The 22,758-nt window shown below is 74.4% G+C and carries 20 protein-coding genes and 2 tRNA genes; 4 read left to right on the forward strand and 18 right to left on the reverse strand.

Annotated features, from left to right (window positions below; translation table 11 throughout):
• Positions 1–25 precede the first annotated feature (25 nt).
• Complete coding sequence (locus tag J7462_RS14690; RefSeq protein ID WP_219464564.1) at positions 26–496, forward strand: hypothetical protein; 471 nt, start codon at positions 26–28, stop codon at positions 494–496.
• A 20-nt stretch (positions 497–516) separates the two neighbouring features.
• On the opposite strand, the gene J7462_RS14695 is transcribed toward J7462_RS14690, so the two are convergent.
• From J7462_RS14695 to J7462_RS14765, 14 genes are all read right to left on the reverse strand, one after another.
• On the reverse strand, positions 517–1,065 hold the full coding sequence (locus J7462_RS14695) for a hypothetical protein (RefSeq protein ID WP_308290909.1): 549 nt from the start codon (positions 1,063–1,065) through the stop codon (positions 517–519).
• The gene (locus tag J7462_RS14700) at positions 1,062–1,448 is read right to left on the reverse strand and encodes a hypothetical protein (RefSeq protein ID WP_219464565.1); all 387 of its coding nucleotides are present in this window, start codon (positions 1,446–1,448) and stop codon (positions 1,062–1,064) included. Before J7462_RS14700 ends, J7462_RS14695 begins: the two co-directional genes overlap by 4 nt.
• On the reverse strand, positions 1,445–1,675 hold the full coding sequence (locus tag J7462_RS14705; RefSeq protein ID WP_145921565.1) for a hypothetical protein: 231 nt from the start codon (positions 1,673–1,675) through the stop codon (positions 1,445–1,447). Before J7462_RS14705 ends, J7462_RS14700 begins: the two co-directional genes overlap by 4 nt.
• Positions 1,676–1,778: 103 nt before the next feature.
• Positions 1,779–2,441 (reverse strand): hypothetical protein, encoded by a 663-nt coding sequence (locus tag J7462_RS14710; RefSeq protein WP_219464566.1) that lies wholly within the window; start codon positions 2,439–2,441, stop codon positions 1,779–1,781.
• Between the two features lie 123 nt (positions 2,442–2,564).
• On the reverse strand, positions 2,565–3,224 hold the full coding sequence (locus J7462_RS14715) for a hypothetical protein (protein ID WP_219464567.1): 660 nt from the start codon (positions 3,222–3,224) through the stop codon (positions 2,565–2,567).
• 64 nt (positions 3,225–3,288) lie between these two features.
• Complete coding sequence (locus J7462_RS14720) at positions 3,289–3,849, reverse strand: hypothetical protein (protein WP_219464568.1); 561 nt, start codon at positions 3,847–3,849, stop codon at positions 3,289–3,291.
• 89 nt (positions 3,850–3,938) lie between these two features.
• Positions 3,939–4,307, reverse strand: coding sequence for a hypothetical protein (locus tag J7462_RS14725; RefSeq protein WP_219464569.1), 369 nt, complete (start codon positions 4,305–4,307; stop codon positions 3,939–3,941).
• A 12-nt stretch (positions 4,308–4,319) separates the two neighbouring features.
• On the reverse strand, positions 4,320–4,679 hold the full coding sequence (locus J7462_RS14730; RefSeq protein ID WP_219464570.1) for a hypothetical protein: 360 nt from the start codon (positions 4,677–4,679) through the stop codon (positions 4,320–4,322).
• 60 nt (positions 4,680–4,739) lie between these two features.
• A complete protein-coding gene (locus J7462_RS33300; protein WP_308291118.1) occupies positions 4,740–7,907 on the reverse strand; it encodes a glycosyltransferase in 3,168 nt (1,055 codons plus the stop codon).
• An 833-nt stretch (positions 7,908–8,740) separates the two neighbouring features.
• The gene (locus J7462_RS14745; protein WP_219464571.1) at positions 8,741–14,293 is read right to left on the reverse strand and encodes a hypothetical protein; all 5,553 of its coding nucleotides are present in this window, start codon (positions 14,291–14,293) and stop codon (positions 8,741–8,743) included.
• A 48-nt stretch (positions 14,294–14,341) separates the two neighbouring features.
• Positions 14,342–14,713 (reverse strand): hypothetical protein, encoded by a 372-nt coding sequence (locus J7462_RS14750; RefSeq protein WP_208568082.1) that lies wholly within the window; start codon positions 14,711–14,713, stop codon positions 14,342–14,344.
• Positions 14,706–15,107, reverse strand: a complete 402-nt coding sequence (locus J7462_RS14755; RefSeq protein ID WP_219464573.1) for a YbaB/EbfC family nucleoid-associated protein — start codon at positions 15,105–15,107, stop codon at positions 14,706–14,708. The genes J7462_RS14750 and J7462_RS14755 overlap by 8 nt, the downstream gene beginning before the upstream one ends.
• A 109-nt stretch (positions 15,108–15,216) precedes the next feature.
• Positions 15,217–15,507, reverse strand: a complete 291-nt coding sequence (locus tag J7462_RS14760; protein ID WP_088644222.1) for a WXG100 family type VII secretion target — start codon at positions 15,505–15,507, stop codon at positions 15,217–15,219.
• 79 nt (positions 15,508–15,586) lie between these two features.
• Positions 15,587–15,946, reverse strand: coding sequence for a WXG100 family type VII secretion target (locus J7462_RS14765; protein WP_244252578.1), 360 nt, complete (start codon positions 15,944–15,946; stop codon positions 15,587–15,589).
• Between the two features lie 248 nt (positions 15,947–16,194).
• Between J7462_RS14765 and J7462_RS14770 the strand changes: the two genes are divergently transcribed.
• Both J7462_RS14770 and J7462_RS14775 read left to right on the forward strand, forming a co-directional pair.
• Positions 16,195–17,253 carry a WXG100 family type VII secretion target gene (locus tag J7462_RS14770; protein WP_219464575.1) on the forward strand — a complete coding sequence of 353 codons (1,059 nt, stop codon included), beginning with the start codon at positions 16,195–16,197 and terminating at the stop codon, positions 17,251–17,253.
• 16 nt (positions 17,254–17,269) lie between these two features.
• Positions 17,270–19,303 carry a hypothetical protein gene (locus J7462_RS14775; RefSeq protein ID WP_219464577.1) on the forward strand — a complete coding sequence of 678 codons (2,034 nt, stop codon included), beginning with the start codon at positions 17,270–17,272 and terminating at the stop codon, positions 19,301–19,303.
• A gap of 45 nt (positions 19,304–19,348) precedes the next feature.
• Here the strand turns inward: J7462_RS14775 and J7462_RS14780 are convergent, their stop codons facing one another.
• On the reverse strand, positions 19,349–20,182 hold the full coding sequence (locus J7462_RS14780) for a phosphoribosylaminoimidazolesuccinocarboxamide synthase (protein ID WP_219464579.1): 834 nt from the start codon (positions 20,180–20,182) through the stop codon (positions 19,349–19,351).
• Between the two features lie 156 nt (positions 20,183–20,338).
• Between J7462_RS14780 and J7462_RS14785 the strand changes: the two genes are divergently transcribed.
• On the forward strand, positions 20,339–21,661 hold the full coding sequence (locus tag J7462_RS14785; RefSeq protein WP_219470356.1) for an extracellular solute-binding protein: 1,323 nt from the start codon (positions 20,339–20,341) through the stop codon (positions 21,659–21,661).
• Between the two features lie 31 nt (positions 21,662–21,692).
• Here the strand turns inward: J7462_RS14785 and J7462_RS14790 are convergent, their stop codons facing one another.
• From J7462_RS14790 to J7462_RS14800, 3 genes are all read right to left on the reverse strand, one after another.
• On the reverse strand, positions 21,693–21,962 hold the full coding sequence (locus J7462_RS14790) for a hypothetical protein (protein WP_208568077.1): 270 nt from the start codon (positions 21,960–21,962) through the stop codon (positions 21,693–21,695).
• Between the two features lie 225 nt (positions 21,963–22,187).
• Positions 22,188–22,261 (reverse strand) — tRNA-Met (locus J7462_RS14795).
• A gap of 383 nt (positions 22,262–22,644) precedes the next feature.
• A tRNA-Met gene (locus J7462_RS14800) sits at positions 22,645–22,718 on the reverse strand.
• Between the last annotated feature and the right edge of the window lie 40 nt (positions 22,719–22,758).

A 22,758-nucleotide genomic window follows, 5' to 3' on the forward strand; every position in this document is an offset into this window, starting at 1 on the left:
CCGCCGCCGTTGCGCAGGAGGTTCCATGCGACGTGTCGCCGCTGTGGCCGCTGTGGCCGCCACTGTGGCCGGTTGTTCCGCCGGCCCGTCGCCCGCCCCCGCACCGGCCCCGGTGGAGTACGTGGTCACGCTCACCGTCGAGGTGGTCGGCGGCGGGGGTGGGCTGTTCGGGATGGCGGTCACCTGGGGGCACAGCGCGCTGAAGGCACAGTCCGCCACCAGCCTGACCTGGGCCTGGTCCCACGCGGTGACGCTGCGTCATCCCGACGTCGAACGGGTGTGGGTGTCGGCGACGCCGCAGGCCCGGCCGGGGGTCGACGAGCGGTTGGCGTACGCCGGCGGGATCCCGACGTTGCACTGCACGATCCTGTTCGACGACCGGATCGTGCAGGACCAGACCAGCATCTCCCCGACGTGCGTGGCGAACCTGTCGGCCAGCCCACCGGCCGGCAGGGCCGCCACCCCCGCGCAGCGGTCGGGCGGCACCGCCGACTGACCGCGTCCACCCCCGACGGCTCAGCCCAGGCGGCGCAGCGCCCCCACGTACGCCGACCGCACCGCGACCAGCCGGCCGGCCCGGAACCGGCCCGGTTCCCGCTGGTAGACCGTGCGGCCCAGCGCCGTCCAGACCGCCGTGAACGGCACCCGGGCCCCGCCGGGCGGCACGAACTTCACCACCTCGTCGAGCGCGGCGACGGCGGCGGTCAGCCGGGACCGGCACCGCCGACGGTCCGCCTCCGGCAGGGTCCGCGCCCCGGCCGGCACCGCCCGGGCGTGGTTCTCGGCCACCCACAGCCACTCCCCGGCGTCGATCAGCCGGGACGGCTCCGGGCCGCCGTACCGGAAGCCCTCCTCGACGCCGACGGGCGCGGCGGGCAGCCGGAACAGGAACTCGCGGGCCGCGCCGCACCCCTGGCACGCGCCGGTGTAGCGGCGGGCCAGGTCGCCGTCGGGCAGGGTGAGCACGGTGGAGGCGCGCGGGAAGCGCCCCTGCCCGCAGCCGCACGGTTGCAGGTCCATGTAGAGGTGGGCCTCGTGGGTGGAGCGCGCGGCCAGCGGCGTCACGCCGGGCTCCACGGCATGTGGTCGAGGTGGAAGTCGCGGACCACCTCGATCCGGCGACGACGGAACCGCCCCGGCTCCCGCTGGTAGACCGTCCGCCCCCGGGTCGACCAGAAGGCCGCCTCCGGCACCGCGTCGCCGGTCTCAGGCAGGAACTTACGGACCTCCTCCAGGGCGGCCACGGCGGTCCACCGCAGGTCCGCCGCCTCGGCGTCGTCGCCCTGCCGCTCGGCCACCTCCGCCGCCTCCCCGCACCAGTCGGCGACGAGCAGCCACTCACCGGGGTCGAGTAGGGCGGACGGCTGCGGGCCGCCGAACCTGCTGCGGGGGTGCGGACCGGCGTCGGCGGGTGCCGTCCAGGTCCGGACGGCGGGCAGCAGGGTCACTCGGTGTCCCGGTAGTGGCCGGTGTCCGGGTCGAGGCCCATGATCTCCCGGGCCTGGCGCATGTACTCGCGCTGCGCCTGTGCCGACGGCGGCCGACGCTGCGCCGAGTCGGCGCCCTCGGGGGTGAAGTCGGCGTCGTCCACCTGGTGCGTGGCCTGCCACCGGGCGTGCAGGTCGGCCAGGTCGCGCAGCCGGCGCTGCCGCTCCGGGTCGTCGGTCATCGCCATCGGGTCACCTCCGGATGCCGTCCGCCGCCGGGCGGACCGCCCGCCCGGCCCGACGGGCCGGGGCTGGTCTCTGCTGGCCGGCCGGTTCCGGCGGTCCGACCGGTCACGGCAGCGGACGCTCCACCCGCTCGGCGACCGTCTCCCGGACCCAGGTCGCCGCCCGGTCCGGTCCACCCGTCACCGTCCACCGGTACACGTCCACCGCGGAGCGGATCTCCAACAGGTAGTGGTTGTGCGAGAAGAACCGCAGGGTCCAGCCCCCGTCCGGGTCGGGCACGAACGTCGGGGGCGTCACCGCAGGCGCGTCCGGCACCGCGAGCACGTGGGTGAAATGGTCGGGGTCACGGATCAACCAGCCGGCGCGGGTGCCCTCGGTCACCGAGAAGGGGCGCACCACCGAGCCGTCGATCGTCCATGCCGAGCACAGCTCACCCAGCAGCTCCGCGTACGCCGACGGCTCCAGCCCGGCACCCACCCGGCGGCCCAGCTCGGCCATCACCCCGGGCCGGTTGAGGTGCAGCGTCCCGCCCGACGTGGTGCGCAGCAGGCCATGGGTGACGAACATGGGTTGCCGTGCCGCCACCACCCGGACCGCCTCGGCCAGCCAGTCCGCGTCGACGACGGCCCACTGTGCCGGCCGGGCCCGGTAACGGAACCGGTCGGTCTTCACGGTGACCGACTCCGGGCCTACCCACACCTGTCCGGTGGCCTCGTCGGGGGCCAGCACGTACCGCTGGAGCGCCCCGGTCGTCCACTCCGTGTCCACCAGCAACCTCCCCGTCCGGCCGTCGGCGCACGTCATTCTGCCACCCGACCCGCCAGGCGTCGGCCCGCGCGGCGCCCTGCCGGGTTCACCGCGTCCTGCCGGCGTCACCGCCGCCGTCGTCGTTCAGGCGAGCGGCAGCCGGGTGCCGACCGTCCGGCGTGACCAGGACGCCGGTCCGGCCGGGTCACCGGTCACCTCCCACTCGTGGACGTCGACCGCCGCCGCCAGCGCCTCCAACAGGTGGTAGTCGTGCGACCAGAAGCGCAGCGTCCAGCTTCCGTCGGCCCGACCGGCGAACGTCGGGGGCCCGACCGGGGGTGCCGACGGCACCAGAAAAGCGGTGCGGAAGTGGTCCGGGTCGCGGATCAGCCAGCCCGGCGGGAACCCGGGGGTCGCGGAGAACGCGTACCCGAACCGGCCGTCGGGCGTCGCGCCGGAGTGGAGGACGGCGAGCAGTTCGGCGTACGCCACCGGATCGAGGTCCACCCCTACCCGTCGGCCCAGCGCCGCCATCGTGGCCGGCGAGTTCAACACCACGCCCTCGCCGGCACGGGGGAACAGCAGGCCGAAGGTGGTGGTCACGGCACCGTTCGTGCCGACCACCTCGATCACCTCGTCGACCCAGCTCTCCCGCGCCACCGCCCAGTCCGCCGGCCGCGCCTCGTAGCCCATCTGGGCCGTCTCCAGCCCCAGCAGGGCCGGCCCGCCGAACGTACGCCTCACCCGTTCGTCGCCGGTGAAGACGGCACGTTCGAGCATGTCGATCACCCGTCGGGTGTCCATCCACTCCTCCGTACCTGGCTGGGGTCGATCGGCGGGCCGGTGCGCCCGGTGGCGGGCACGCCGGTCACGACGGCACCCAGGGCACCCGGTTGAGGTAGAGGTCCAGCAGGACCTGCAACCGGCGACGCCGGAACCGGCCGGGTTCCCGGTGATAGACCGTACGGCCCCGCACCGACCAGAACGCCGACTCGGGTACGGCCTCCCCGTCGGCCGGGAGGAACTTGCGCACCTCCTCGATCGCGGCCACCGCGGTCCACAGTGAGTCCGCCGCCCCCGTGTCGTCGCCCCGGGCATCCGACGACGACCATGCCTCGACACACCAGTCGGCGACGAGCATCCACTCGCCGGGGTCGAGCAGCAGGGAGGGTCCATCCCCACCGAACCGGGTCCTCGGACGTGGCCCCGGCGGGGCCGGTCCGTCGCCATCCTCGGAAACCTCGAACAGGAACTCCCGGTTCTCGTCGCAGTCGGCGCAGCGGCCGGCGTACCGGTGAGCCCGCCGCGACCGCACCGTCACGGGCCCGTCCCGCCAGGCGGTTTCCATCGAGCCGCAGCGCGGGCAGGGGTGCAGGTCGAGATAGATGTCGGCCTCGTCCCGGGTACGCAGCGCCGGCAGCAGCACCACGCCGCCCTCGTCGTGCGGGTTCCCGACCGAACAGGAACCCGTCGACGCGCCCTCCGGCTGCCGCCGGTCGGGTTCTCCACCGGCCGGGGTCATCGGTCGGTACGGCGACGCAGGTCGTCGGCCAGCTCGCGGGCCAGCACGCTGAGCGAGCCGTCGGAGCGGACCGGGCCACAGCTGAATCCGGGCCGGACCCGGGCCGCCAGTTCCCGCAGCATCGCCGCGACGACCAGGCCACGGGCGCTCGACATCGACACCAGCCCGGGGGCGGCCCGACCGAGCCGTTCCTCGGTCGGGCGTCCCGCGTCGACAGTCGCCCGCCACTGGGCGGCCTTCTCGTCGAGCCCGACCCTTCGCGCCGTCGTACGACCGCTGGCGTCCCGCTGGTAGTCGGGCCAGATCAGCAGCTCCCGGGTGGGGTCGGCCGGTGGGACCGGGACGGTCAGGTCGTCGTCGCTCATCGCCACGTCCCCTCAGTAACCGGTGCCCGACTCAAGGTGCCGGGCGAGCCGCGTCGCCAGCTCCGCCAGCGAATCGTCGGCCCGCACCGCCGGCGTGGACCTCCCGGGCTCGACCCTGGCCGCGAACTCCTCCAGCAGGGCCGCCACCACGTGCGCCCGCGCGGTCGAGAAGGCGATCACGTCGCCGCCCTCCTCCGGCGCGTCCACCGTCGACTCGGCCGCCCGGCCGGACTCCAGGGCCCGCCGCCACAGGTCGGCCGCCTCGGCCAGCCCGATGGGCCGCCGTACGCCGGGCCCGTCGCCGGCCGGCCCGTGGTCGTACTGGCAGAGCAGGTGCGCGGCGGCGTCCCGGTCCGGATCAGCGTCGGTCATCAGGCTGCGCCCTTCCCTCGTCGACACCTGCACGGTCGGCCGGTCGGCTCCGTCCCCACGCTAGCGGCCCGACGCCGGACGGTCGACGTCGGGAGACGGCACGTCGGGCGTCGGCGCGTCGGCGTCGCCGTCGTGCCCGGACCCGGTGCCGGCGGAGTCCGGGCGGGACCCGGCATCCGGACGGGACACCGGCCCCGGGTGGGACCCGGCTTCCGTCGGGCGTGACAACACCTCCAGCAGCTCCCGGGCCGCGTTGCCCGGCGGATACCTGACGTCGAGGTAGCGGCGCAGGTCGAGCGCCCGGTCACGCTGGGTCGACAGCTCGCCCAGGAGCCGCTGCACGTGCTCGGCCCACACCGGGACCCGCTCGTCGGCCACCCGGTCCAGCAGCGCCCGCTGGTCCGCCGGGTCGACCGTGCCGTCCGGGCGGGTGATCGCCGCGAGTCCGCTCCGCCACGCGGCGACGGTGACCCCGTCCCGTACCGTGGCCGCCTCGCCCAGGGCTGCCGGCACGTACCTCGGGTCGCCGAAGAACAGGCCCGCGCCGGTGCCCTCGCCGACCAGCACGGGCACCCCGGCCCGGGCGGCCTCACTGGCCACCAGGCCGAAGCCCTCGTGGATCGACGGCATCAGCACCAGGTCGGCGGTGTACAGGTCGGTCATCAGCTCCGGGCTGCCCGGTTTCACGAACGGCAGCACCCGGATCTCGGTCCCGGCGAGGTGGGCGAGCCGTTCGGTCTGCGCCGCGACGTCGGCGGGGGGCGCACCGCGCACGGTGAGCCGGACGTCGACCCCCTCGGCACGCAGGTGACGGATCAGCTTCGCGGCGAAGTCGATGCCCTTGATCGGGTCGGTGGCGCGACCCTGGACGACCAGGTCGAAGCCCACCTTGTCGGCCGGCCGGACGGCCGGCTCGCCCGGCAGGCGGGGCATGTCCGAGACGATCTCGTGGGTCCGGGGCGGGTGGGCCGTCCCCTCACCGGCCAGCCGGGCCGCCTCCTGACCGAGCAGCGGACCCAACCCGGTCACCAGGTCGGCACCGGCCATCAGGCGACGTTCCGTCTCGGCGTGTCCGAGACCCTCACCCGGGTTGCCCCGCAGACCGTCGAGCACCTCCGGCGCGGTGTGCAGCACGTGGACGTAGCGGGCCCCGGGGTAGAGCTGCTCCACCAGCAGCCGGGCCACGCCACCGCTGAACCGCGAGTGGCCGACCACGACGTCCACCTCGGGCGGCAGGTTCTCGAAGAGCATCAGCAGCGCCCGCGTGTCGGGCAGGCCCTTGGCGTCCAGCACCCCCCACACCGGCCGTACGCCCGTCACCTCCAGGTTGTCGGCGACGCGTTCCCGGACCAGTTCCGGCTGGTCAGGGTCGACCGCGGACACCCGCGCGTGCACCTGCGCCCCGGCCGCCGCGAACGCCTCGGTCAGCTCCCGGTTGGCCGTCGGCACCCCGCCGAGCTTCGAGTGCCACTCGGTGCAGGTGGTCATCACCCGCAGCCGCCCGGCGGTCTCCCCGCTCGGGGCCGGGTTCCGACGGACCACCTCGTACGGCGAGAGTTCGCCGAACCAGTCGCCGTCGGCGACCCGGCCGCCCCGCACCCCGGCCGCCGCCAGGCCGTCGTGCACGACCTGCGCGGTCACCTCCGGTCCGAACCGTCCGGTGAGGTGCCGCCGCAGCTCCAGCGCGCGCTCGCGGCCGGCGACGGCGTGGTCGGTCAGCCCCTGGACGCGGTCCGCCCAGGCGGTGGGGGCGGACCGGGGTTCGTCGACCACGGAGTCCCGACCCAGGCCGGCCGGGACCCGGTCGGGGTCGGTGAGCAGCCGGCCGGCACCGGTCGCGCCGTCGACCAGGACGGGGACGCCGTGCTCGGCGGCGAGGACAAATCCGGGGTCGTAGCCGCCCCGGGACGACGCCAGCACGACGTCCGCCGCGTGGAACGTCGCGGTGACCGCTTCCGCCTCCGTCGGCAGCGCACGGACCTCCACGAACGTGCCGGCGAGCGTGCTCAACTCCCGGCTCAGCACCTGCCGCACGCCGGGGTCGGACTCCACACTGGTCACCACCAGCCGGGCACCGTCCAGACCCCGGGACCGCAACTCGGCCACCACCCGGGCGGCCTGGCGGTGGGCGGCCGAGTCGCCGTCGTACACCAGGAGCCTCGGGCCTGCGCCGGGGCCGTCACCGGCGGGCGGCACCGGACGGGGCACGAACCCCGGCGTCACCTCGCGGATCTCCGGCATCCGCCCGCCCAGCCCGGTCAGCCCCTGCCGCAGCCCGTCCGCCACGTCCGGGCCGACGGCCACCACCAGGTCCGCCCGGGACAGCACCCGCAGGTGTTCCGGGTCGGTCGGCACCCGGTCGAGGAGCTGCACGACCGTGGCGTCCGGATAGGCGTCCCGCCGGACGTCCGCGATGCCCGCCGTCTGCCCGTGGCCGACCAGCACGTCCACGTCGCCGGGCAGCCCGTCGGGGCGCAGCAGCGGGCTCAGCGACCCGGTGACGCCCGGGACGGGATCGGCGCCGAACACCCGCACCCCGGGGGCCGGCGTGGACGGCTGTGCCCCCGGCACCCGGATCCTCAGCTCGTCGCCGCGCCCACCGAGGGCCTCGGCCACCCGGTGCACCGTCCCGCCGGGGGCGACCCCCTCGGCGAAGCCGAGCATCCGCAGCGTCGGAGTCCGGGCCGGCGGGTCGGCGCCGACGAGCGCCTCCCGGCCGGCGTCGCTCAGCCGCCCGTCGAGCAACCGCAGCCGGGTCGCCAGGCCCGGATCGTCCGGGTGCAGCCCGAGATGGTCGCGCAGGGCCCGCAGTTCGGTGCGGGCGTACGCCGCCTGCGCCGGGTCGTGCAGCAGGTCGGCCAGCACCTCCGCCTCGGCCAGCCGGCCCAGGTCGTGCGGGCTCAGGCCGACGCCGTCGGCCAGCGCCCCGGGGGTCAACGCGTCCGGGGCGAACGGGTCCAGCCCACCGGCCGCCCGCTCGCTGATCGCGGTCAGCTCGGCGGCCTCGTGGGCGACGGCCCGCGCCACGGTGACGTCCGCCGCCCGGTCGGACAGTTCGATCCGCCACCCTCCCCCGTCCGGCGGGACGGTGCCGTGCGGCAGGTCCCGGCCGGCCACGTCGACCGGCACCGACCGGGCCACCGCGCCGTCGGGCAGCGCGTCCGCCGGCACGGCGGTCAACTCCAGCCGTACGTCCCGCAGCGGGCTGTCGGCCGGCAACCGGCCCATGGTCTGCCGCAGGGCGTCGTCGCCGAGCTGCCGTACCAGCTCCGGCTCGGGGGTGTCCCGGCCGTACCCGTGGAACTGCGCGTCGGGGACGCGGGCCGCGGTGACCGGCGGATGGCCGCCGCTGAGCAGGCCGTGGATCGCCGACGGGTCGGGCACCCGGGGCAACCCGACGGTGTACGCGGAGCGGGGGTGCAGCGGGCCGGTGTCGCTGACCGGTTTGACGCCCTTCCAGTCCGCGCCGAGCAGGGCCCGCTTGCCGATCCACGAGGCGTCCCGCCCCTGGTGGTGTTCCCCCCAGCCGGCCTGGCTGATCTCGAACGGGGTCGGATACCGGCTGCTGCCGAAGGGGTGCCGGGCCGCCCGGTCCAGGATCTCCCGCCCCGCCTCCCGCTGCCGGTACGCCTCGGCGAGCACCCGCTGCGGATCGGTGGTGCCGTAACGCGCCCGGAGCCGGTCGGGGTTGACGGGGCCGTCGGTGGAGCGGCCGGCCAGCGCGATGTCGGCGTCCACCTCGCGCAGTTCGGCCCGGAGCCGGTCCAGCACGGCGTTCGCCCGGTGCCCGGTGTCCGGCGCCCAGTCGTAGCCGTCGCGCGCCCACGCGTACCCGCCGACGGTGGAGGCGGCGTGCACCTCGATCCGCTGCACGCCCGACTCCCGGTACCAGTCCTCCAGGTAGGCGTTCCACTCCCGGGCGAAGCCCCGACCCTGCACACTCTCCGCGAGCCGCAGCGAGGTGTGCTCCACGAAGAGACTGCCGTCGTGGTCGCGCTGGAACACCCGCACGACCCGCCCGACGCTGCCACGTTCCGGATCGACGATGTCGGCCCGGACGATCACCTGGTCCCGGTGCACACCGACGCTGTACTCGTCGGCCAGGTCGACGCGAATCCGCAGGCCGGCGAACTCACGCCCGTCCAACTGGGCGGCGACCTCCGCGCGGACGACGTCCGACCAGGCCGCCACCTCCTCGTCGGAGGAGGGGAGCAGTTCGTCCAGCGACGGTCGGCGGTCCTCCTGCCGCCACCGACGGTCGGTCCAGAGCTCGTCGTGACGGGAGTGGTCGCGTCCGTCGACGTGCGGAGAGTCCTGCGGCTGGGGAGCCTCGGGGACCGGTTCCAACTGGTGGACGGGATACCCGCGCCGGGCGAGGTCGGCGTCGAACCGGTCCAGCTCCGCACGCAGCCGTGCCTGGTCGATCGGGTCCGTCGCGGCACGCAGCTCCTCCAGCGCGTACCGTCGTTCCTCGGCGCGTAGCAGGGTGGCGGCATCCACCGCCGGGCCGGGCGGGCGCAGCCCACCCCGGGCGGGTCCGGCCTCCCCCGTCGCCTCCCGGTGCGACCGGGAACCGTCGGAGGCCCACGGTCGCGGCTCACCGGGAGGCTGCCGGTCGACCGGTTCCGACCACCCGGCCGGAGCCCTCTGCGGATCGTCGCCCCGGGGCCGGCCCTGCCCCTCCGGGGCCGGCGGAGGTTCCTCCGTCGACCGGAACACACCGGCGACCCGGTCGACGATGCGCCGCAGCCCACCCCGGGGCCGTTCGGGGCCGGATCGGACGGGTGGAACCCGGGACGGTCCGCCCGGCCCCCGGGACCCCACTCCGCGAGCGGCGGGGGTGCGGCGGGGTCCTGGTGAACGGTCGGGGCAGAGCCACCCCGGTCACGCAGGGGCGGTTCCACCCGCGCCGCCTGTTCCCTGCCCAGGGCATCCAGGTCGAGGCCGAACCGTTCGGCGACATCACGGCTCATCGGGCCGTGGAGGGTTCCCTGTCGCCGCTGCTCCGCCAGGGGGTGGGTGGCCTCCTCGATCGCCTGCCGCGCTCGTTCCACGAAGCTCTCCGGCGGCAGCTCGGCGAGCCGCCGGAGCATGTCCGGGGAGAGTGCCGACCGGCTGGTGGGCGCGACGTAGCGGCTGGTTACGTACTCCTGGAGCTGCCGGGGGGTGAGGTCGGCCAGCGACCGGTAGCCGTCGGAGCGCGGCAGGCGCGGGTCTGCGGAATGGTCGGCCGAACGGAATCCGGCGAGCCCCCGCAGGAACTGCTGCTGCACGGTGAACGCCTGGAACTCACCCTCGAAGCGGAGGCTGACCAGGACTTCGTCCCGCGCGGTACGCGGAAGCCGGCCCTCGGCCACCGCTTCGAGCAGGTGCGACCCGATGTGGTCCGGGTTCGGTTGGAGGCGGTGCATGCCCTCGTGCAGCACGGTCGCGGCGAGGGCACTGATCGGTCGCGGCTGCCCGCCGTCCTCCGCAGCGACGAAGGTCAGCCCGTGCCGGGAGTCGAAACCACCACGCGCACCCTGCGCGATCCACTGTTCGAGGGCGGGCGTGTACGCCTCGGCCGGCACCAGGGCACGGGCGGAGTCGGGGTCCTTCGGGATGACGCGTTCGAAGGTGTCGGCCGCGTGCCGCTCGAACGCCGGCCCGAGCACGTCACCGATCTTCGCCACCGCGATCGCCTGGTCGATGACGTGGAACCGGTGGGTGACCGGGTCCACGCTGACCACCCGGTGCGCCATCTCGACGGAGTTGAGCGGGTCCACCCCGTCCAGGTCCCGCCAGCCCGGGTCGGCGTGTTCCCCGCCCCGGGAGAAGTCCCGCCAGTCGCGGTAGCGGTCGGCGTACCCGTCGACCGCCCGGCTCAGCGCGCGTACCTCCCGCACGACGTCACCGAGCGGGCCGCCGTCGCGGGCCCGGTCGGCGGCTGCCTGCAACCGGTCGGCCTGCCCGGCCACCGCGTCGAGGTCGGCGAGCCGGCCGGCGACCGCCGCCTGCGGGTACCGGGCGAGCAGGTGCTCCTTCGCCCTGCCCACCAGCTCGTGCACCTGCTCGGGTAGTTCCGCGCCGGTCCGGGTGCGGTGGGCGGGGAAGTTGCCGCTCGGCGCGAGTTCCTGGCTGATCGGCAGCTCGCCGCCGGCCCGTGACGGCCCGTCCGACGGCACGTCGACGGTCCGGGGTGTGGCGGTATCCGGCACGGCGGCGGGTGGTGCGGCGTTCGGGTCGGCCGGGGTCCGCTGCGCGACCAGCGCGGTCGTCTCCGCGCGCAGCCGGGCCACCACGGCGTCGATCTCCGCCTGGCTGCGCGGCAGGTAGGAGCCGTCCTGCTGGCGTACCGCGAGGTGTTCCCGGGCCCAGTCCCGCAGCTGCCCGGGGGTCGCCGGGTCGCCGGCGAGCAGGCCGCGCACGGTGTCCGGGGTCAGCGGCGTCGGCGGTGCCGGCGCGGGGGCGGCGGCGTCCCGGAAACCGACCGCGTCGGCGTCCAGCACCGGCGGGTCGGGTCGCACCGGCGCCTCCAGCGCCGCGAGCGACGGCTCCGGCGGCGTCCGCGCCGGTCCGGGTCGCGCCGGCCCGTCCGGCGGCGTCGCCCCGTCCCGTCCCCCTTCCGGTACGCCGTCCGCTGCCACGCCCTCCGTCGGCACGCCGTCAGCCGGTACGCCCTCCGTCGGCACGCCGGACCGGCCGGGCTCGACGGGACGGTCGAGCACCTGGTGGATCTCGTGGTGCAGGGTGCGCCAGGCGTCGCCGAGTTGCCGGTCGACGAAGGCGGCCCGCGCGGCCGGGTCGGTCGGCAGGTGCTCCGGCAGGACGACCCCGGCCGGGTCCCGCTGCACCCACTGCCCGTGCTCGACCGTCATTCCCGGCCGCAGCACCACCGGTTGCCCGGGTGGTAGCGCCGAGTTGACCTGGAGCACCACCCCGACGCGGAGCCCGTCCGGGTACTCGACGGTGAGCAGCCGGGACGACTCGTCCCAGCTCGCCCGGTGCGGCTGGTCCACCGGCCCGGCGGCCCGGCCGGCCAGCAGCTGACCGACGTGCCCGTCGAACGTCGACCGCACCACCTCGGGCAGCGGCACCGAGGGCCCGATCGGGTGCGACCCGGCCGGCACCAGCTCGACCGGGACGTGTCCCTGCGCTACGCCGCGTAGCTGCCCCCCGGCGGCCAGCTCGCCGCTTCGGCCTGCATCCGCAGGATCCTGCCGTACGCCTTCCGGTACCGCATGTCCGCCGGCCCGTCCAGGACCGGCCCCTTCCGGGACCCCTTCTGGATGACCAGCCGACGGTTCTTCTCCGGGTAGCCGAACCTGTACTCGATCTCCCGACTGTCCTCCCGGACCAGTTCGAACTCCACCAGAATCGCCATCACCGGTTCTCCTCGGCCACGAGTTGTCCAGGTCCTCTCCGGCCCGGCCGGGCGCGACCCGCTCCCAGTCGGCCCGGTCGACCCGGCCCCCGCCGCTGGCCGGCCCACCGTCCCCTGTGGTCGGCGACGACTCGGTGCGGACGGACGGTGGGGGCGGGCCGTCAACCTGGTCACGGCGGACCAGGTCAGGGTCGTGACGGGCCGGGTCAGGATCGTGACGGGCCGGCTCAAGGACGGGACGGACCAGATCAGGATCGTGACGGGCCGGGTCAGGGTCGCGGCGGGGCGGGTCGGCGTCGGGGCGGGTGGGGCTGCCGTCGGGTGGACTTCCGCTGCGCTGCGGCGGGGTGTCGGCAGTCGCCGACCGGGTGGTCTGCTCACCGGCAGCCCACTCACCGGCCGGCCGGAGCGGCCCGGCAGGTCGCACTCCCCCCTCCGGGCTGCGTACCGGTGTCGGGTGGGCGGGCTGGCGCGGGCCGCCGCCGTCCCCGCCTCCGGTGCCGCCCACCAGGTCGGTGCGTTGCGGCAGGTCGGCCGGGGGCAGCTCGGGTCGCGGCGGGTGCGGGCCACCCGGGCCGCCGGGGGTGGGCCCGTCGCCGTCGACCACCGTCGGGTCGGGCGACCGGACGCCGTCGCGGGCGAGCACGGTGCCGTCGGCGGCGATGGCCCCGCCGTCGAACCGTTGGCCGTCGCCGTCGACGTGGGCCCAGATCGCGCCCCGTTCGCTGTAGGTGACCCGCAGGCCGGCGGCCCGGTCGACGGCGGCCATCCCCTCGGGGAGCACCATCACGTCGCGCCCGATCCGCAGGTTCGTACCGCCGACCCGGACGGTGTCCAGTTTGTTCTGCGCACCGAAGATGACGCCGGCCTTGGCCCCCTCCGCGCCGCCGTGCAGCGCGTTCTGCAGGTCGAACTTCCCCTGCGCGGCGTCGGTCGCGCCGGTCACCAGGGCGCCGGTGACCCCACCGCCGATGACATGGCCGGGGATGCCGCCGAACATGGACGCCCCGAACAGCCCACCCTGGACGGTGGAGACGCCGAGCTGACCGAGGTCGAGGCTGGCCCGTTCGCCCCCGGCGATCTGGTACATCTGGCCCAGCAGGTTGCCGCCGCCCATGAATCCCGCCCCGAACGCCACCCGCTGACCCAGGTACCTCGTCAGCTCCCGGCCGAAGGTGGTGGTGGCGATCTCACGGGTCGCGTACTGGCTCAGGGTGGCCCGGCTGAGCTGCTCGAAAGCCTCGGTGCCGGCCAGGCGTACGCCGCCACGGGTGGCGAGGTCGGTGCCGACCCGGGCACCGAACTTGCGCAGCAACTGTTCCTCGATCTCCCGGGCGAGCTGGTTGCGGGCGGCGAGCAGGCTGCGCCCGGCCAGCCGTCGGGATTCCAGCCCGGCCTCCCGGCCGAGTTGACGCAGCAGTTCCCGGTTGGTGACGCCGCGCAGCCACTGACCGGCCATCCGGTCGGCGACCGACCGGGCGATGACGTTGCGCGGCAGGGTGTTGCGGGCCAGGGTGCCGGCACCCTGCCGGATCACCGTCGGCAGGGTCTGCCGGACGAAGGCGGGGACCTGGGTCCGCGCGAAGCGCGGCAGCTGGGTGGTGACCAGCCGGGGGACCTGGGTGCGGACCAGGTTCGGCAGTTGGGTCCGCACCAGGGTCGGCAGGGTACGGGTCAGCAGCGCGGTCACCTCGGCGAGGGCGGCGCGGACGGAGATGCTGCCGATGGCCCGTACGGCGTTGGTGGCGGCGGCCCCGATCGCGGCCCGGCAGGCGGCGAACGCCCCCGGGATGCCGGCGGTGGACAGGCCGAGCGACGGGATGGCGGCGGCGACCAGCATGAACAGCGAGACGGCGAGCATGATCAGGCCGAGCAGGGCCATGAACTTCATCAGCTCGACCTGGAGGCCGAAGCTCTGTACCGCCTCCTCCATGGACGCGAGGGTGTCGACCGTGCCGGCGAGCGACTCCAGGTAGGACAACCATTCCCGGGTGAACACCTCGGCGGCCCCGTCGCCGCTCCAGTTGGTCAGGATGCCGTCGGCGGCGTGCACCGCCTCCTCGTAGAAGGCCGCGAGTTCCTGCGTCGCGGCACCCCAGGCGTCGGAAAGCTCATAGACGGCGTCGATGTCCGACTCGGGGATCTTGCCGATGAGGATCTCACCGACGGTGGAGCGGACGCCCGGGATGGCGGCTTCGAGGTCGGAGAACCACTCCAGGATCTCGGCGAGGGCGTGGTCACTCTCGCTCACGCGGGGTCCTCCCCGGCACCGTCGGGTCCCCCGGCCGGCCGCCTCGGGTCAGCGCCGGCCACCGGCCCGGTCGATGTCGGTGGCGTTGTCGTCGTCGGTGCCGGTGTAGCTCCACATGGCGTCGGCCACGTACGCGCCGAGCTTGTCCATCGCCTCGCCGAGCTTGGGCACGGTGGCCTTGATCGCCTCGTTCATCTGCTGCCCACCACCGCCGGAGACCTCGACCGACTTGTGGTACGTCTTGAGGAACTCCTCGGTGAACTCGTCGCGCGGCAGCGTCCCGGGCGCGGCCTCCAGCGTGGTGATCGCGCCGAGCTTGCCGTCCATCGCGGTGGACATCGACTGCCCGTTGATCCGGAGCCGGTTGGCGATGCCGAGGATGTCGGCGACGCTCGTCCTGATCTCGACGAAGCTACTCATCGTCGTCCCCCTTCAGGCGCACGTCGGCGTCGTGGCTGTGCAGCAGCTTCTCCAACTGGGCCCCACCGGGGGACATCCGGCGCAGGTCGGGGGCGATGCTGCCGTCGAGGATCTCCTTGGACTGCTCGGCGGCGTCCTCCACGGCGAGCCGCACGGTCGCCACGATGGTGGCGGCCAGCGCCTTGGAGTTGGGGTTGCGGAACACCCGCGGGTCGATGTCCAGCTCCAGCAGGTGCCCCCGGGGGCCGACGACCGCCTTGACGGTGCGGTCGTCCGACCAGGCGGTGCCGGTCACCCGGAGCATCCGACGCTGCACGTCGTCCATTCCGGACCAGGCCTTCTTGAGGTCACCGATCATGGCGGTCAACGCGCCGAAGTTCGGTCGTTCCTCCATCGTCCCTCCCCCGAGGTCCCTTCCGCCGGGCAGCCTAACCGGGCCGACCCGGCCCCGGCCGCCCCGCCGGTCCGACGCCCTCCGGCCGGGAGGGCGTCGGACCGGACGGTCACATACCGGCGGCGATCTGCTGGTCGACCTGCTGCATCCGCTCGGCCGACGCGCCGAGCTTCACGCCGACCCGGGTCAGCGCCTCCTTGATCTCGGTGGCGCCCTGGTTCCACTTCTGCCGGGCCTCGTCGCACGCCTGCCCCGCCGGCCCCTGCCAGTCCTGCGCGAAGAGCTGGGTGAACTGGGTGTAGAGGTCCTGGAGGCTGCCGTCCATCTGGCCCTGGTAGGTGCCGATGGCGGTGGCCACGTCGGAGATCTGGGCGAAGTTGTAGGTGATGGGACTGCTCACTGGGGGGTCACCTTTCGCTGGTCACAGCGGCACGGGTCGCCCGGGAGGGTCGACGCGGCCGCGGCGGATACCGGCGGCGTCAGCCGCGCAGGATGCTCATCACGCTGGCGTCGCCGGTCTCGGCGGCGGCCTGGCGGATCTCGGTCGCGGCGTCCTCGTCGTTCATGCCGTACTGGGTGGCGGCGCTGGTCATCTTGCCGGACAGCTCGTCGAGCGCCGAGATGATCTTCTTCAGGCCGTCGTTGAGCTGCACGGAGACGTCCTGAAGCGCGTTGTTCGCCGAGCCGCGCATGCCGCTGCCGCCCAGGGCCTGCACCCGCTCGATGAGCCGTGCCATGCCCAGCGCGAGGCCCTCTCCGGTGTCGTTGCAGCGCGTCGCCATCTGGTTCAGCTGATCCTGGGTGGCGTGAACCTGACCCAGTCCAGGAGTGTCGGTCAAGGTGGACTCACCCGCTCCTCTGCTTGCGCCCCCCGGTCAGGGAAGCGTCCCCTCGATGGTGGTGGCCGTCGTGGCCGACCCTGACGGTAGCGCCCCGTAACGAATCGGGCTACCTCACTACGTCCAGAGTGGCTGGTCGGGGTGGCGACAGCGGCGATACCGGGTCCCGGCGGTGGTCGGCAGCGGTTACGCTCGGGGCGTTTTCCGGTGACACTCGGGCGGGGGCCCGCCGCACCAGGGGAGGTTCGGTGGCCGAGGACGACGGCAGCACGGGCGGCAGCAACCCGTACCAGCACGAGACCGAACAGAACACCCGGACCGACTGGCTGGGCGATCAGAAACCCGTCGACGTCGATCCGGACGGGCTGGTCGACTACGGCAAGAACATGGTCGTCATCCAGGAGAACCTGCAGAGCCACGGTGGCCGGTTGAGCCAGCTCGGCCAGTTGCCGCATCGCGCCTGGGAGGGCGCCGCGCTACCCGAGGGCGTCTACGTCCGCACCCAGCTCACCCTGAACTACGCCGAGTTCCAGCAGTACCTGACCTACCTGGGTGCGGCGCTGACCAACATCGGCATGGCCGCGCAGACGGTGGCGGACGCCTACGCCAACACCGACGGCTGGTCGGCGGCCTCGCTGGACGCGGTCCGGTTCGCCTTCGGCGAGGCCGACGCGCCACGTCCGGCCGGGCTGCCGCCGTTCGTCTCCGGCAAGACCTGGTGGGACCAGTACCTCGAAACGGTGTCGAGCGGTCAGGCCAACGCCGCGCCGACCCCCGAGCAGTTCGTCGACCAGGGTCAGCCCCGGGTCGCCCCGGACGGCAGCATCACCTTCACCGCGCTCGGCCCCGGCGGCGTGGTGCGCACCATCGTGCAGCGGTCGTTGCCCGGTGGCGTGGGCACCGAGACGGTCACCACCACGGCCGACGCCACCGGCAAGGTGCTCGACAGCAGCACCAGCCGGACGACCACGGTCGTCACCGGCAACTCGACGGTGGTCACCACCACCAACACCGACGCCGAGGGCCGGCGCACCGGCGGCAGCCGGGAGACCACGTCGTACGGCGTCGACGGCGGTCACACGGTGACCAGCGAGCAGCTCGACGCCGGGAACAAGCCGACCGCCACCCGGGTCGACGCGCAGCACGCCGACGGGACGCACACGATCACCACGACCGACGGCAAGGGCACCGTCACGCAGGAACTGCACATCGGTCAGGACACCGAGGGCGTGGACCCGGCCGAGCTGACCGACTCCCCCGCCAAGCGGGCGCTGGACGAGATCAAGCAGCACGACTACGGCATCTGAGCCCGGGGAGGACACCATGGCCGACTACTGGGGTGCCCAGGCCACGTACGCGCACGGTGGCCCGCGCGGCGAGGGCACCCGGTACGTCATGCCGCCGGAGAACCGGGACCTGAAGTTCACCCCGGCACCGGGCGGCGAGGGCGGGGCCACCATCGAGGCGGTCCGTCAGCAGGTGCTGGGGCAGCACCCGGAGGACATCTCGGCGCTGGCCGACCAGTGGCAGAACGCCTACAACCTGTTGCAGAGCATCCACCAGCAGTTGTTGTCCGCCAGCCAGACCCTGCACGACGAGCACTGGAAGTCCCCGCAGGCCCGCGACGCGTTCCTCAAGGCGGGGCCGGGCAAGACGCTGGCGTACCTCGACGAGTGGATGGACGCGGCCCAGCACAACGTGACCGCGCTGCGGGCGATGGTCGGCATCGCCCGCGACTCCCGGGCGGAGATGGAGCGGCTCTGGACGGAATACCGGGAGGCCATCGACGACGCTAAGAACTCCGACGGCTGGACGCAGTTCTCCGAGGGTTTCAAGCAGGGCTTCACCCTGGGTCTGTACGACGGCGAGAAGGGCATCCAGGCGGCCGAGGCCGAGGCGGTCCAGGAGAAACAGCAGGAGTTCAACCGCCGGGCGCAGGAGTTGGCCCGACGTACCGCCGACGACTACGTCGAGACGTTGAGCAAGGTCAGCGGCGGGCACGGTCCGCCGTTCTTCCCGATGGACGCGGTGCTCAACCCGGTCGGTCACCCGCCGTGGCGCGGGCCGGTCGGCGTGCCGCCACCGGTGGGGCCGCCCGGTGTGCGTCCGCCCGGCGGGACGAACCAGCCCTCGACTCCGGTGCGGGCGGTGCCCCGACCCACCCCGACCGATCCGGATCAGTTGGCCCGGCAGGTGCTGGACACCCTCAGGCCGCCGCCGGAGACCGGGGCGCCGGTTCCTACGCCCGGCACCGACGAGCGGGCGGGTCCCGCCGTGACGCCGCCGCCGGTGGTCGCGCCGCCGCTGGTCGCGCCGCCACCCGGCCTGCCCACCGGTTCACCCGGGTTGAGCGGCGTGAACGCCAATGCCAACGCCGCCGGGGTGGGCCGGGCCGGGCTGGTCCGGCCGCCGGGCCTGGACGGGCTCACCGGTGAGCGGGGTGGGTTGCGCAGCGGGGTGCTGCGCGGTGGTGCCGGAGCGCCGGGAGTCACCGAGCCGCCCCAGGCGTCGTTGCGTTCCCCCGGTGCGAACGCCACCCCGCCACCGACGGGCGGCCGGGCCGCGCCGCCGGGCGGGCTTCGCCGGCCCGGTGCCCCGTCGGCGGCGACCCCACCGCCGGGGGTACGGGGTGCCGGCGGCCCTTCGACGACGGGGGCGCCGCACTCGCCGGGCACCCGCCGGCCGGGCACCGGGCAGGGGGAGGACGAGGCGCGACGCGGGTCCGTCCGCCCGGGTGCCGGCGACGCCGACCTGTTCGGCCGGCCGGCCGGTGAGACCACCGCACCGGTGTTGCACAGCCGTCGTCCGGAGGTTCGACGGGCGGCCGGCGGTGGCCGCGCCACGGGGGAGCGGGCCGGCGACGCCGCTGCGGCGACCCGGCCGGGCACCACCCCGTCCGTGCTGGGCAACCCGGCCAGGAGTGTCGCGGTGCCGGGGACGCCCCGGTCGAAGCGACGTGACCGGGGCGACGCGGCACGCCCGGCGGCCTCGGGCGGCGAGTGGCTGGCCGACGGCCGGTCGGAGGCGACCGCACCGGTGCTGGACGCGCCGGCCGCGCCACCGTCCGGCGGGCGGGTGTCCCGGCTGGAGGAGGTGCCGGGCGCGTTGCGGGGTCGCCCGTCGGCCGGGCCGGCACCCCGACCGGCACGGGGCGGGCAGCCGGTGCCGCCGGAGCTGGCTCCCCGGCGGGCCACCGCCGCGCGGCACGACGACCGGGACGAGGGCCGCGACGGCCCGGGGATCGTCACCGACGAGCAGGCGTTCAGCGTGGAGACCCCGGGTGGCGGTGTGCTCGGCAAGCAGGCCGAGGACCGCTCCTACCGGGCCGAGCCGAAGACCGTCCTGGGCGGCAACTGACCCTGTTCCCGGCCGGCCCGTGCAGCGCCGGCCGGGAACGGTGGGTCAGGACCAGCGTTCGCCGGTGAGCCGCTCGTAGACGTCGACGTAGCGGGCCCGGGTCGCCTCGACCACGTCGGCCGGGACCTCGGGCGCGGGGGGCTGCTTGTTCCAGCCGCTGCTGGTCGCCCAGTCCCGGACGTACTGCTTGTCGTAGGAGAACTGGGTGCGACCCGGCTGGTACGACTCGGCCGGCCAGTAGCGGGACGAGTCGGAGGTGAGCACCTCGTCGCCGAGGACCAGGGTGCCGTCCGCCGCCCAGCCCAGTTCGATCTTGGTGTCGGCGACCAGGATGCCCCGGTCGGCGGCGAGTTCCGCGCCCCGCCGGTAGACGTCGAGGGTGATCTGGCGCAGCCGCTCGGCGGTCTCGGCACCCACCTTGTCCACCACCTCGGCGAAGGTGATCGGCTCGTCGTGCTCCCCGGCCGGCGCCTTGGTCGACGGGGTGAAGATCGGCTCCGGCAGGATCGACGCCTCGACCAGGCCACGTGGCAGCGGCACGCCGGAGACCGCGCCGGTGCGCTCGTACTCCGTGCGGCCACCGCCGGTCAGGTAACCCCGGGCGACGCACTCGACGGGCACCATGTCCAGCCGGCGGCAGCGGATCGCCCGACCGGCGAACTCGGCGGGCACCTCGGTGGCGGAGATGACGTGGTTCGGCACCAGGTCGGCGAGTTGCTCGAACCACCAGAGCGACAGGGCGGTGAGCAGCCGACCCTTGTCCGGGATCGGGGTGGGTAGCACCACGTCGTAGACGGAGATCCGGTCGGAGGCGACCAGGATCAGGTCGTCGCCGTCGGTGTAGACGTCCCGGACCTTGCCCGAGTGCAAAAGTTCCACGCGCCCTAGTACACCACGGGTGCCCGGCCCGCCGGTGCGCCCACCCGGAGCCGGGGCGGCCGGCAGGCCGACCGGCCCGTTGACACCCACCTGCGCCACCTGCGTGAATGATCCGGCTACCGGCCCACCCCTTCCCAGGAGCACCCGTTGCCCGCTGTGCGTCCCCCGCTGCCCCGACCCGGCATCGACCCGGCCCGCCGGCGGCTGCTCGGTGCACTGCTCGGGCTGCCGGTGCTGGCCACCGGCGGCCTCAGCGGGTGCGGCGTCGAGGAGGAGTCACCGGTACAGGACGGCCCGGTGGAGCTCTCCGTCTTCTGGTACGGCGGCACCAAGCGGGCGGAGGCCACCGAACGGGCCCTGCGGCTCTATTCGGCCCGGAACCCGCTGGTCACCTTCCGGGTGACCTGGCAGGGGCAGGGCGGCTACTACGACCGGCTCGCCACCCAGGCCGGCGGCGGTAACGTGCCCGACCTGTTCCAGATCGACGACTCGATGCTCGGCGAGTACGCCCAGCGCGGCATCCTCCTGGACCTCGGCGGCTACGTCGACGACGGCCGGATCAACCTGAACACCCTGCCGCCCGGCCTGGTGGACTACGGGAAGATCGACGACCGGGTCTACGGCGTGCCGGCCGCGCAGACCCACGCCGCCGTGGTGTTCAACCGCGCTCTGCTCCGCCGGCTCGGGGAGCCCGAGCCGACCACCGCGATGACCTGGGCCGACTACCTGAGCTGGGCGGCCCGGGTGACCCGGGCCGGCGGCGGCCGGGTCGCCGGCTCGATGGACCCGTCGGGCGACCACCGCGCACTGTGGCTCTGGCTGCGTGGCCTGGGCACCAAGTTCTACCAGGGACGCCAGTTGGGTTTCGGCTCGGCGGCGCTGCTGGACTGGTTCGAGTTCTGGGAGCGGGCCCGCAGCCAGCAGGCCACTCCGGCGGCAGCGCTGGTCGACCGGGCCGACGGCGGCGAGCCGGCCCGACAACTGGTCGTCACCGGGCACACCGCCGCGTCGTTCGCCTGGTCCCACCAGTTGCCCGAACTTCAGCGCTACTGCGACGACGAGTTGACCCTGGTCGGCTTCCCCGGCCCCCGGGCCGCCCAGTGGGACCGGGCGTCGATGTACTGGGCCGGGTTCCGGGGCACCCGTCATCCGCAGGTGGTGGCGGACGTGGTCGACTTCCTGACCAGCAGTGTGGAGGTGGGCCGGCTGCTCGGCGTGGAACGGGGGCTGCCGGCCAGCCTGACGGTGCGGCAGGCGGTGGTCCAGACCATCGACGATCCGCTGGCCGAGCAGGTCGCCGCCCTCGGTGAGGCGCTGCGCCAGCAGGTGGGCCCGGCACCCGAACCGCCGCCGAAGGGGCACGGCGAGGTGCGTGACCTGCTCACCGAGGCGGCCCGGAGCATCCGCGCGGGGCGCTCCGGGGCGCGGGCGGCGACTACCCAGTTCATGGCCCGGGCCCAGGCGGCCCTGGCCCGGTGACGGGTCAGGGCCGCCTGGGCCCGGTGACGGATCAGCGCGGCGGACGGCTGCGGCGGTTGCGCATCAGCAGGACCACCAGCAGGACGATGCCCCCGACCACCACCAGGCAGCAGAGCAGCCCGATGACGCCGAATCCACCGCCCCTCGACCGGCGACGGGCGGCCTCCACCACCAGTTCGCCGGTGCCTGTGGACGCCCACGCGGCCACCGGCACGAAGACCGAGAGGACGACCGCGCCGAACACCGCGCTCAGCCGGCCCCACCACGTCACGGCAGTTGACTTGTTGATCCCAGTAGACATGCCCTCATCCTGACCGAGGAGAGCAAGTCCGGCACCCCGAAGCACCCGCCCACCCGGCCCCAGCTCCGCCCGGGCTGAGCTCCGCCCGCCGCCGCCCGCTCCGCCCGGGGCTGAGCTGGGCCCGGGGGCTGGGCCGGGGTGCCGGAGGCGACAGGCGGGTCGCCGGAGACGGGCCACAGACGGCGACAGGCCCCGGAGGGTAAAATCCGGGGCCTGTCGTAACAGTAGCGGGGACAGGATTTGAACCTGCGACCTCTGGGTTATGAGCCCAGCGAGCTACCGAGCTGCTCCACCCCGCGTCGGCTAGATAAGCTTAACCCACCCGCCAGACGGAGATCAGCCGGCCCCCCAATCCGCCATCCGCCCAGCTCACGCCCGCCCACCACGCCGCACCACGGCTCCACGGCTCCACGGCTCCACGGTGTCGGGGCACGGTCACCGGGCAGCGGGACCAGATTGCCGGTGGAGAGGCGACATGCCGGTGAGGATGCGCGGTAAACGCAATCTGATCCTGGGCTACCCACCCCCGACGGGCAACTTCGTGAACCCGCAAACGAACGTGGGAACCCGGAAAGGGCCCAGCAGAACCGGTGGAAGAACCACAAACCGGTGGGTCGACGAGGGAACCCGGAGAGAGAAAACGACAGGCCCCGGAGAAGAAACTCCGGGGCCTGTCGAACAGTAGCGGGGACAGGATTTGAACCTGCGACCTCTGGGTTATGAGCCCAGCGAGCTACCGAGCTGCTCCACCCCGCGTCGCCTGGTTAACCGTAGCGCACCGACCCCCGGGCCCGCA

The sequence above is a fragment of the Micromonospora sp. RL09-050-HVF-A genome (genome assembly GCF_019374995.1).
Lineage (GTDB): Bacteria > Actinomycetota > Actinomycetes > Mycobacteriales > Micromonosporaceae > Micromonospora > Micromonospora antibiotica.

What these genes read in the sequence shown, in the direction of transcription:
- J7462_RS14690 (WP_219464564.1), top strand. Translation starts at nt 26, where the DNA reads ATGCGACGTGTCGCCGCTGTGGCCGCTGTGGCCGCCACTGTGGCCGGT.
- J7462_RS14725 (WP_219464569.1), bottom strand. Translation starts at nt 4,307, where the DNA reads ATGAGCGACGACGACCTGACCGTCCCGGTCCCACCGGCCGACCCCACC.
- J7462_RS14755 (WP_219464573.1), bottom strand. Translation starts at nt 15,107, where the DNA reads ATGGAGGAACGACCGAACTTCGGCGCGTTGACCGCCATGATCGGTGAC.
- J7462_RS14730 (WP_219464570.1), bottom strand. Translation starts at nt 4,679, where the DNA reads ATGACCGACGCTGATCCGGACCGGGACGCCGCCGCGCACCTGCTCTGC.
- J7462_RS14750 (WP_208568082.1), bottom strand. Translation starts at nt 14,713, where the DNA reads ATGAGTAGCTTCGTCGAGATCAGGACGAGCGTCGCCGACATCCTCGGC.
- J7462_RS14790 (WP_208568077.1), bottom strand. Translation starts at nt 21,962, where the DNA reads ATGTCTACTGGGATCAACAAGTCAACTGCCGTGACGTGGTGGGGCCGG.
- J7462_RS33300 (WP_308291118.1), bottom strand. Translation starts at nt 7,907, where the DNA reads ATGGGCCGGTTGCCGGCCGACAGCCCGCTGCGGGACGTACGGCTGGAG.
- J7462_RS14775 (WP_219464577.1), top strand. Translation starts at nt 17,270, where the DNA reads ATGGCCGACTACTGGGGTGCCCAGGCCACGTACGCGCACGGTGGCCCG.
- J7462_RS14715 (WP_219464567.1), bottom strand. Translation starts at nt 3,224, where the DNA reads ATGGACACCCGACGGGTGATCGACATGCTCGAACGTGCCGTCTTCACC.
- J7462_RS14705 (WP_145921565.1), bottom strand. Translation starts at nt 1,675, where the DNA reads ATGGCGATGACCGACGACCCGGAGCGGCAGCGCCGGCTGCGCGACCTG.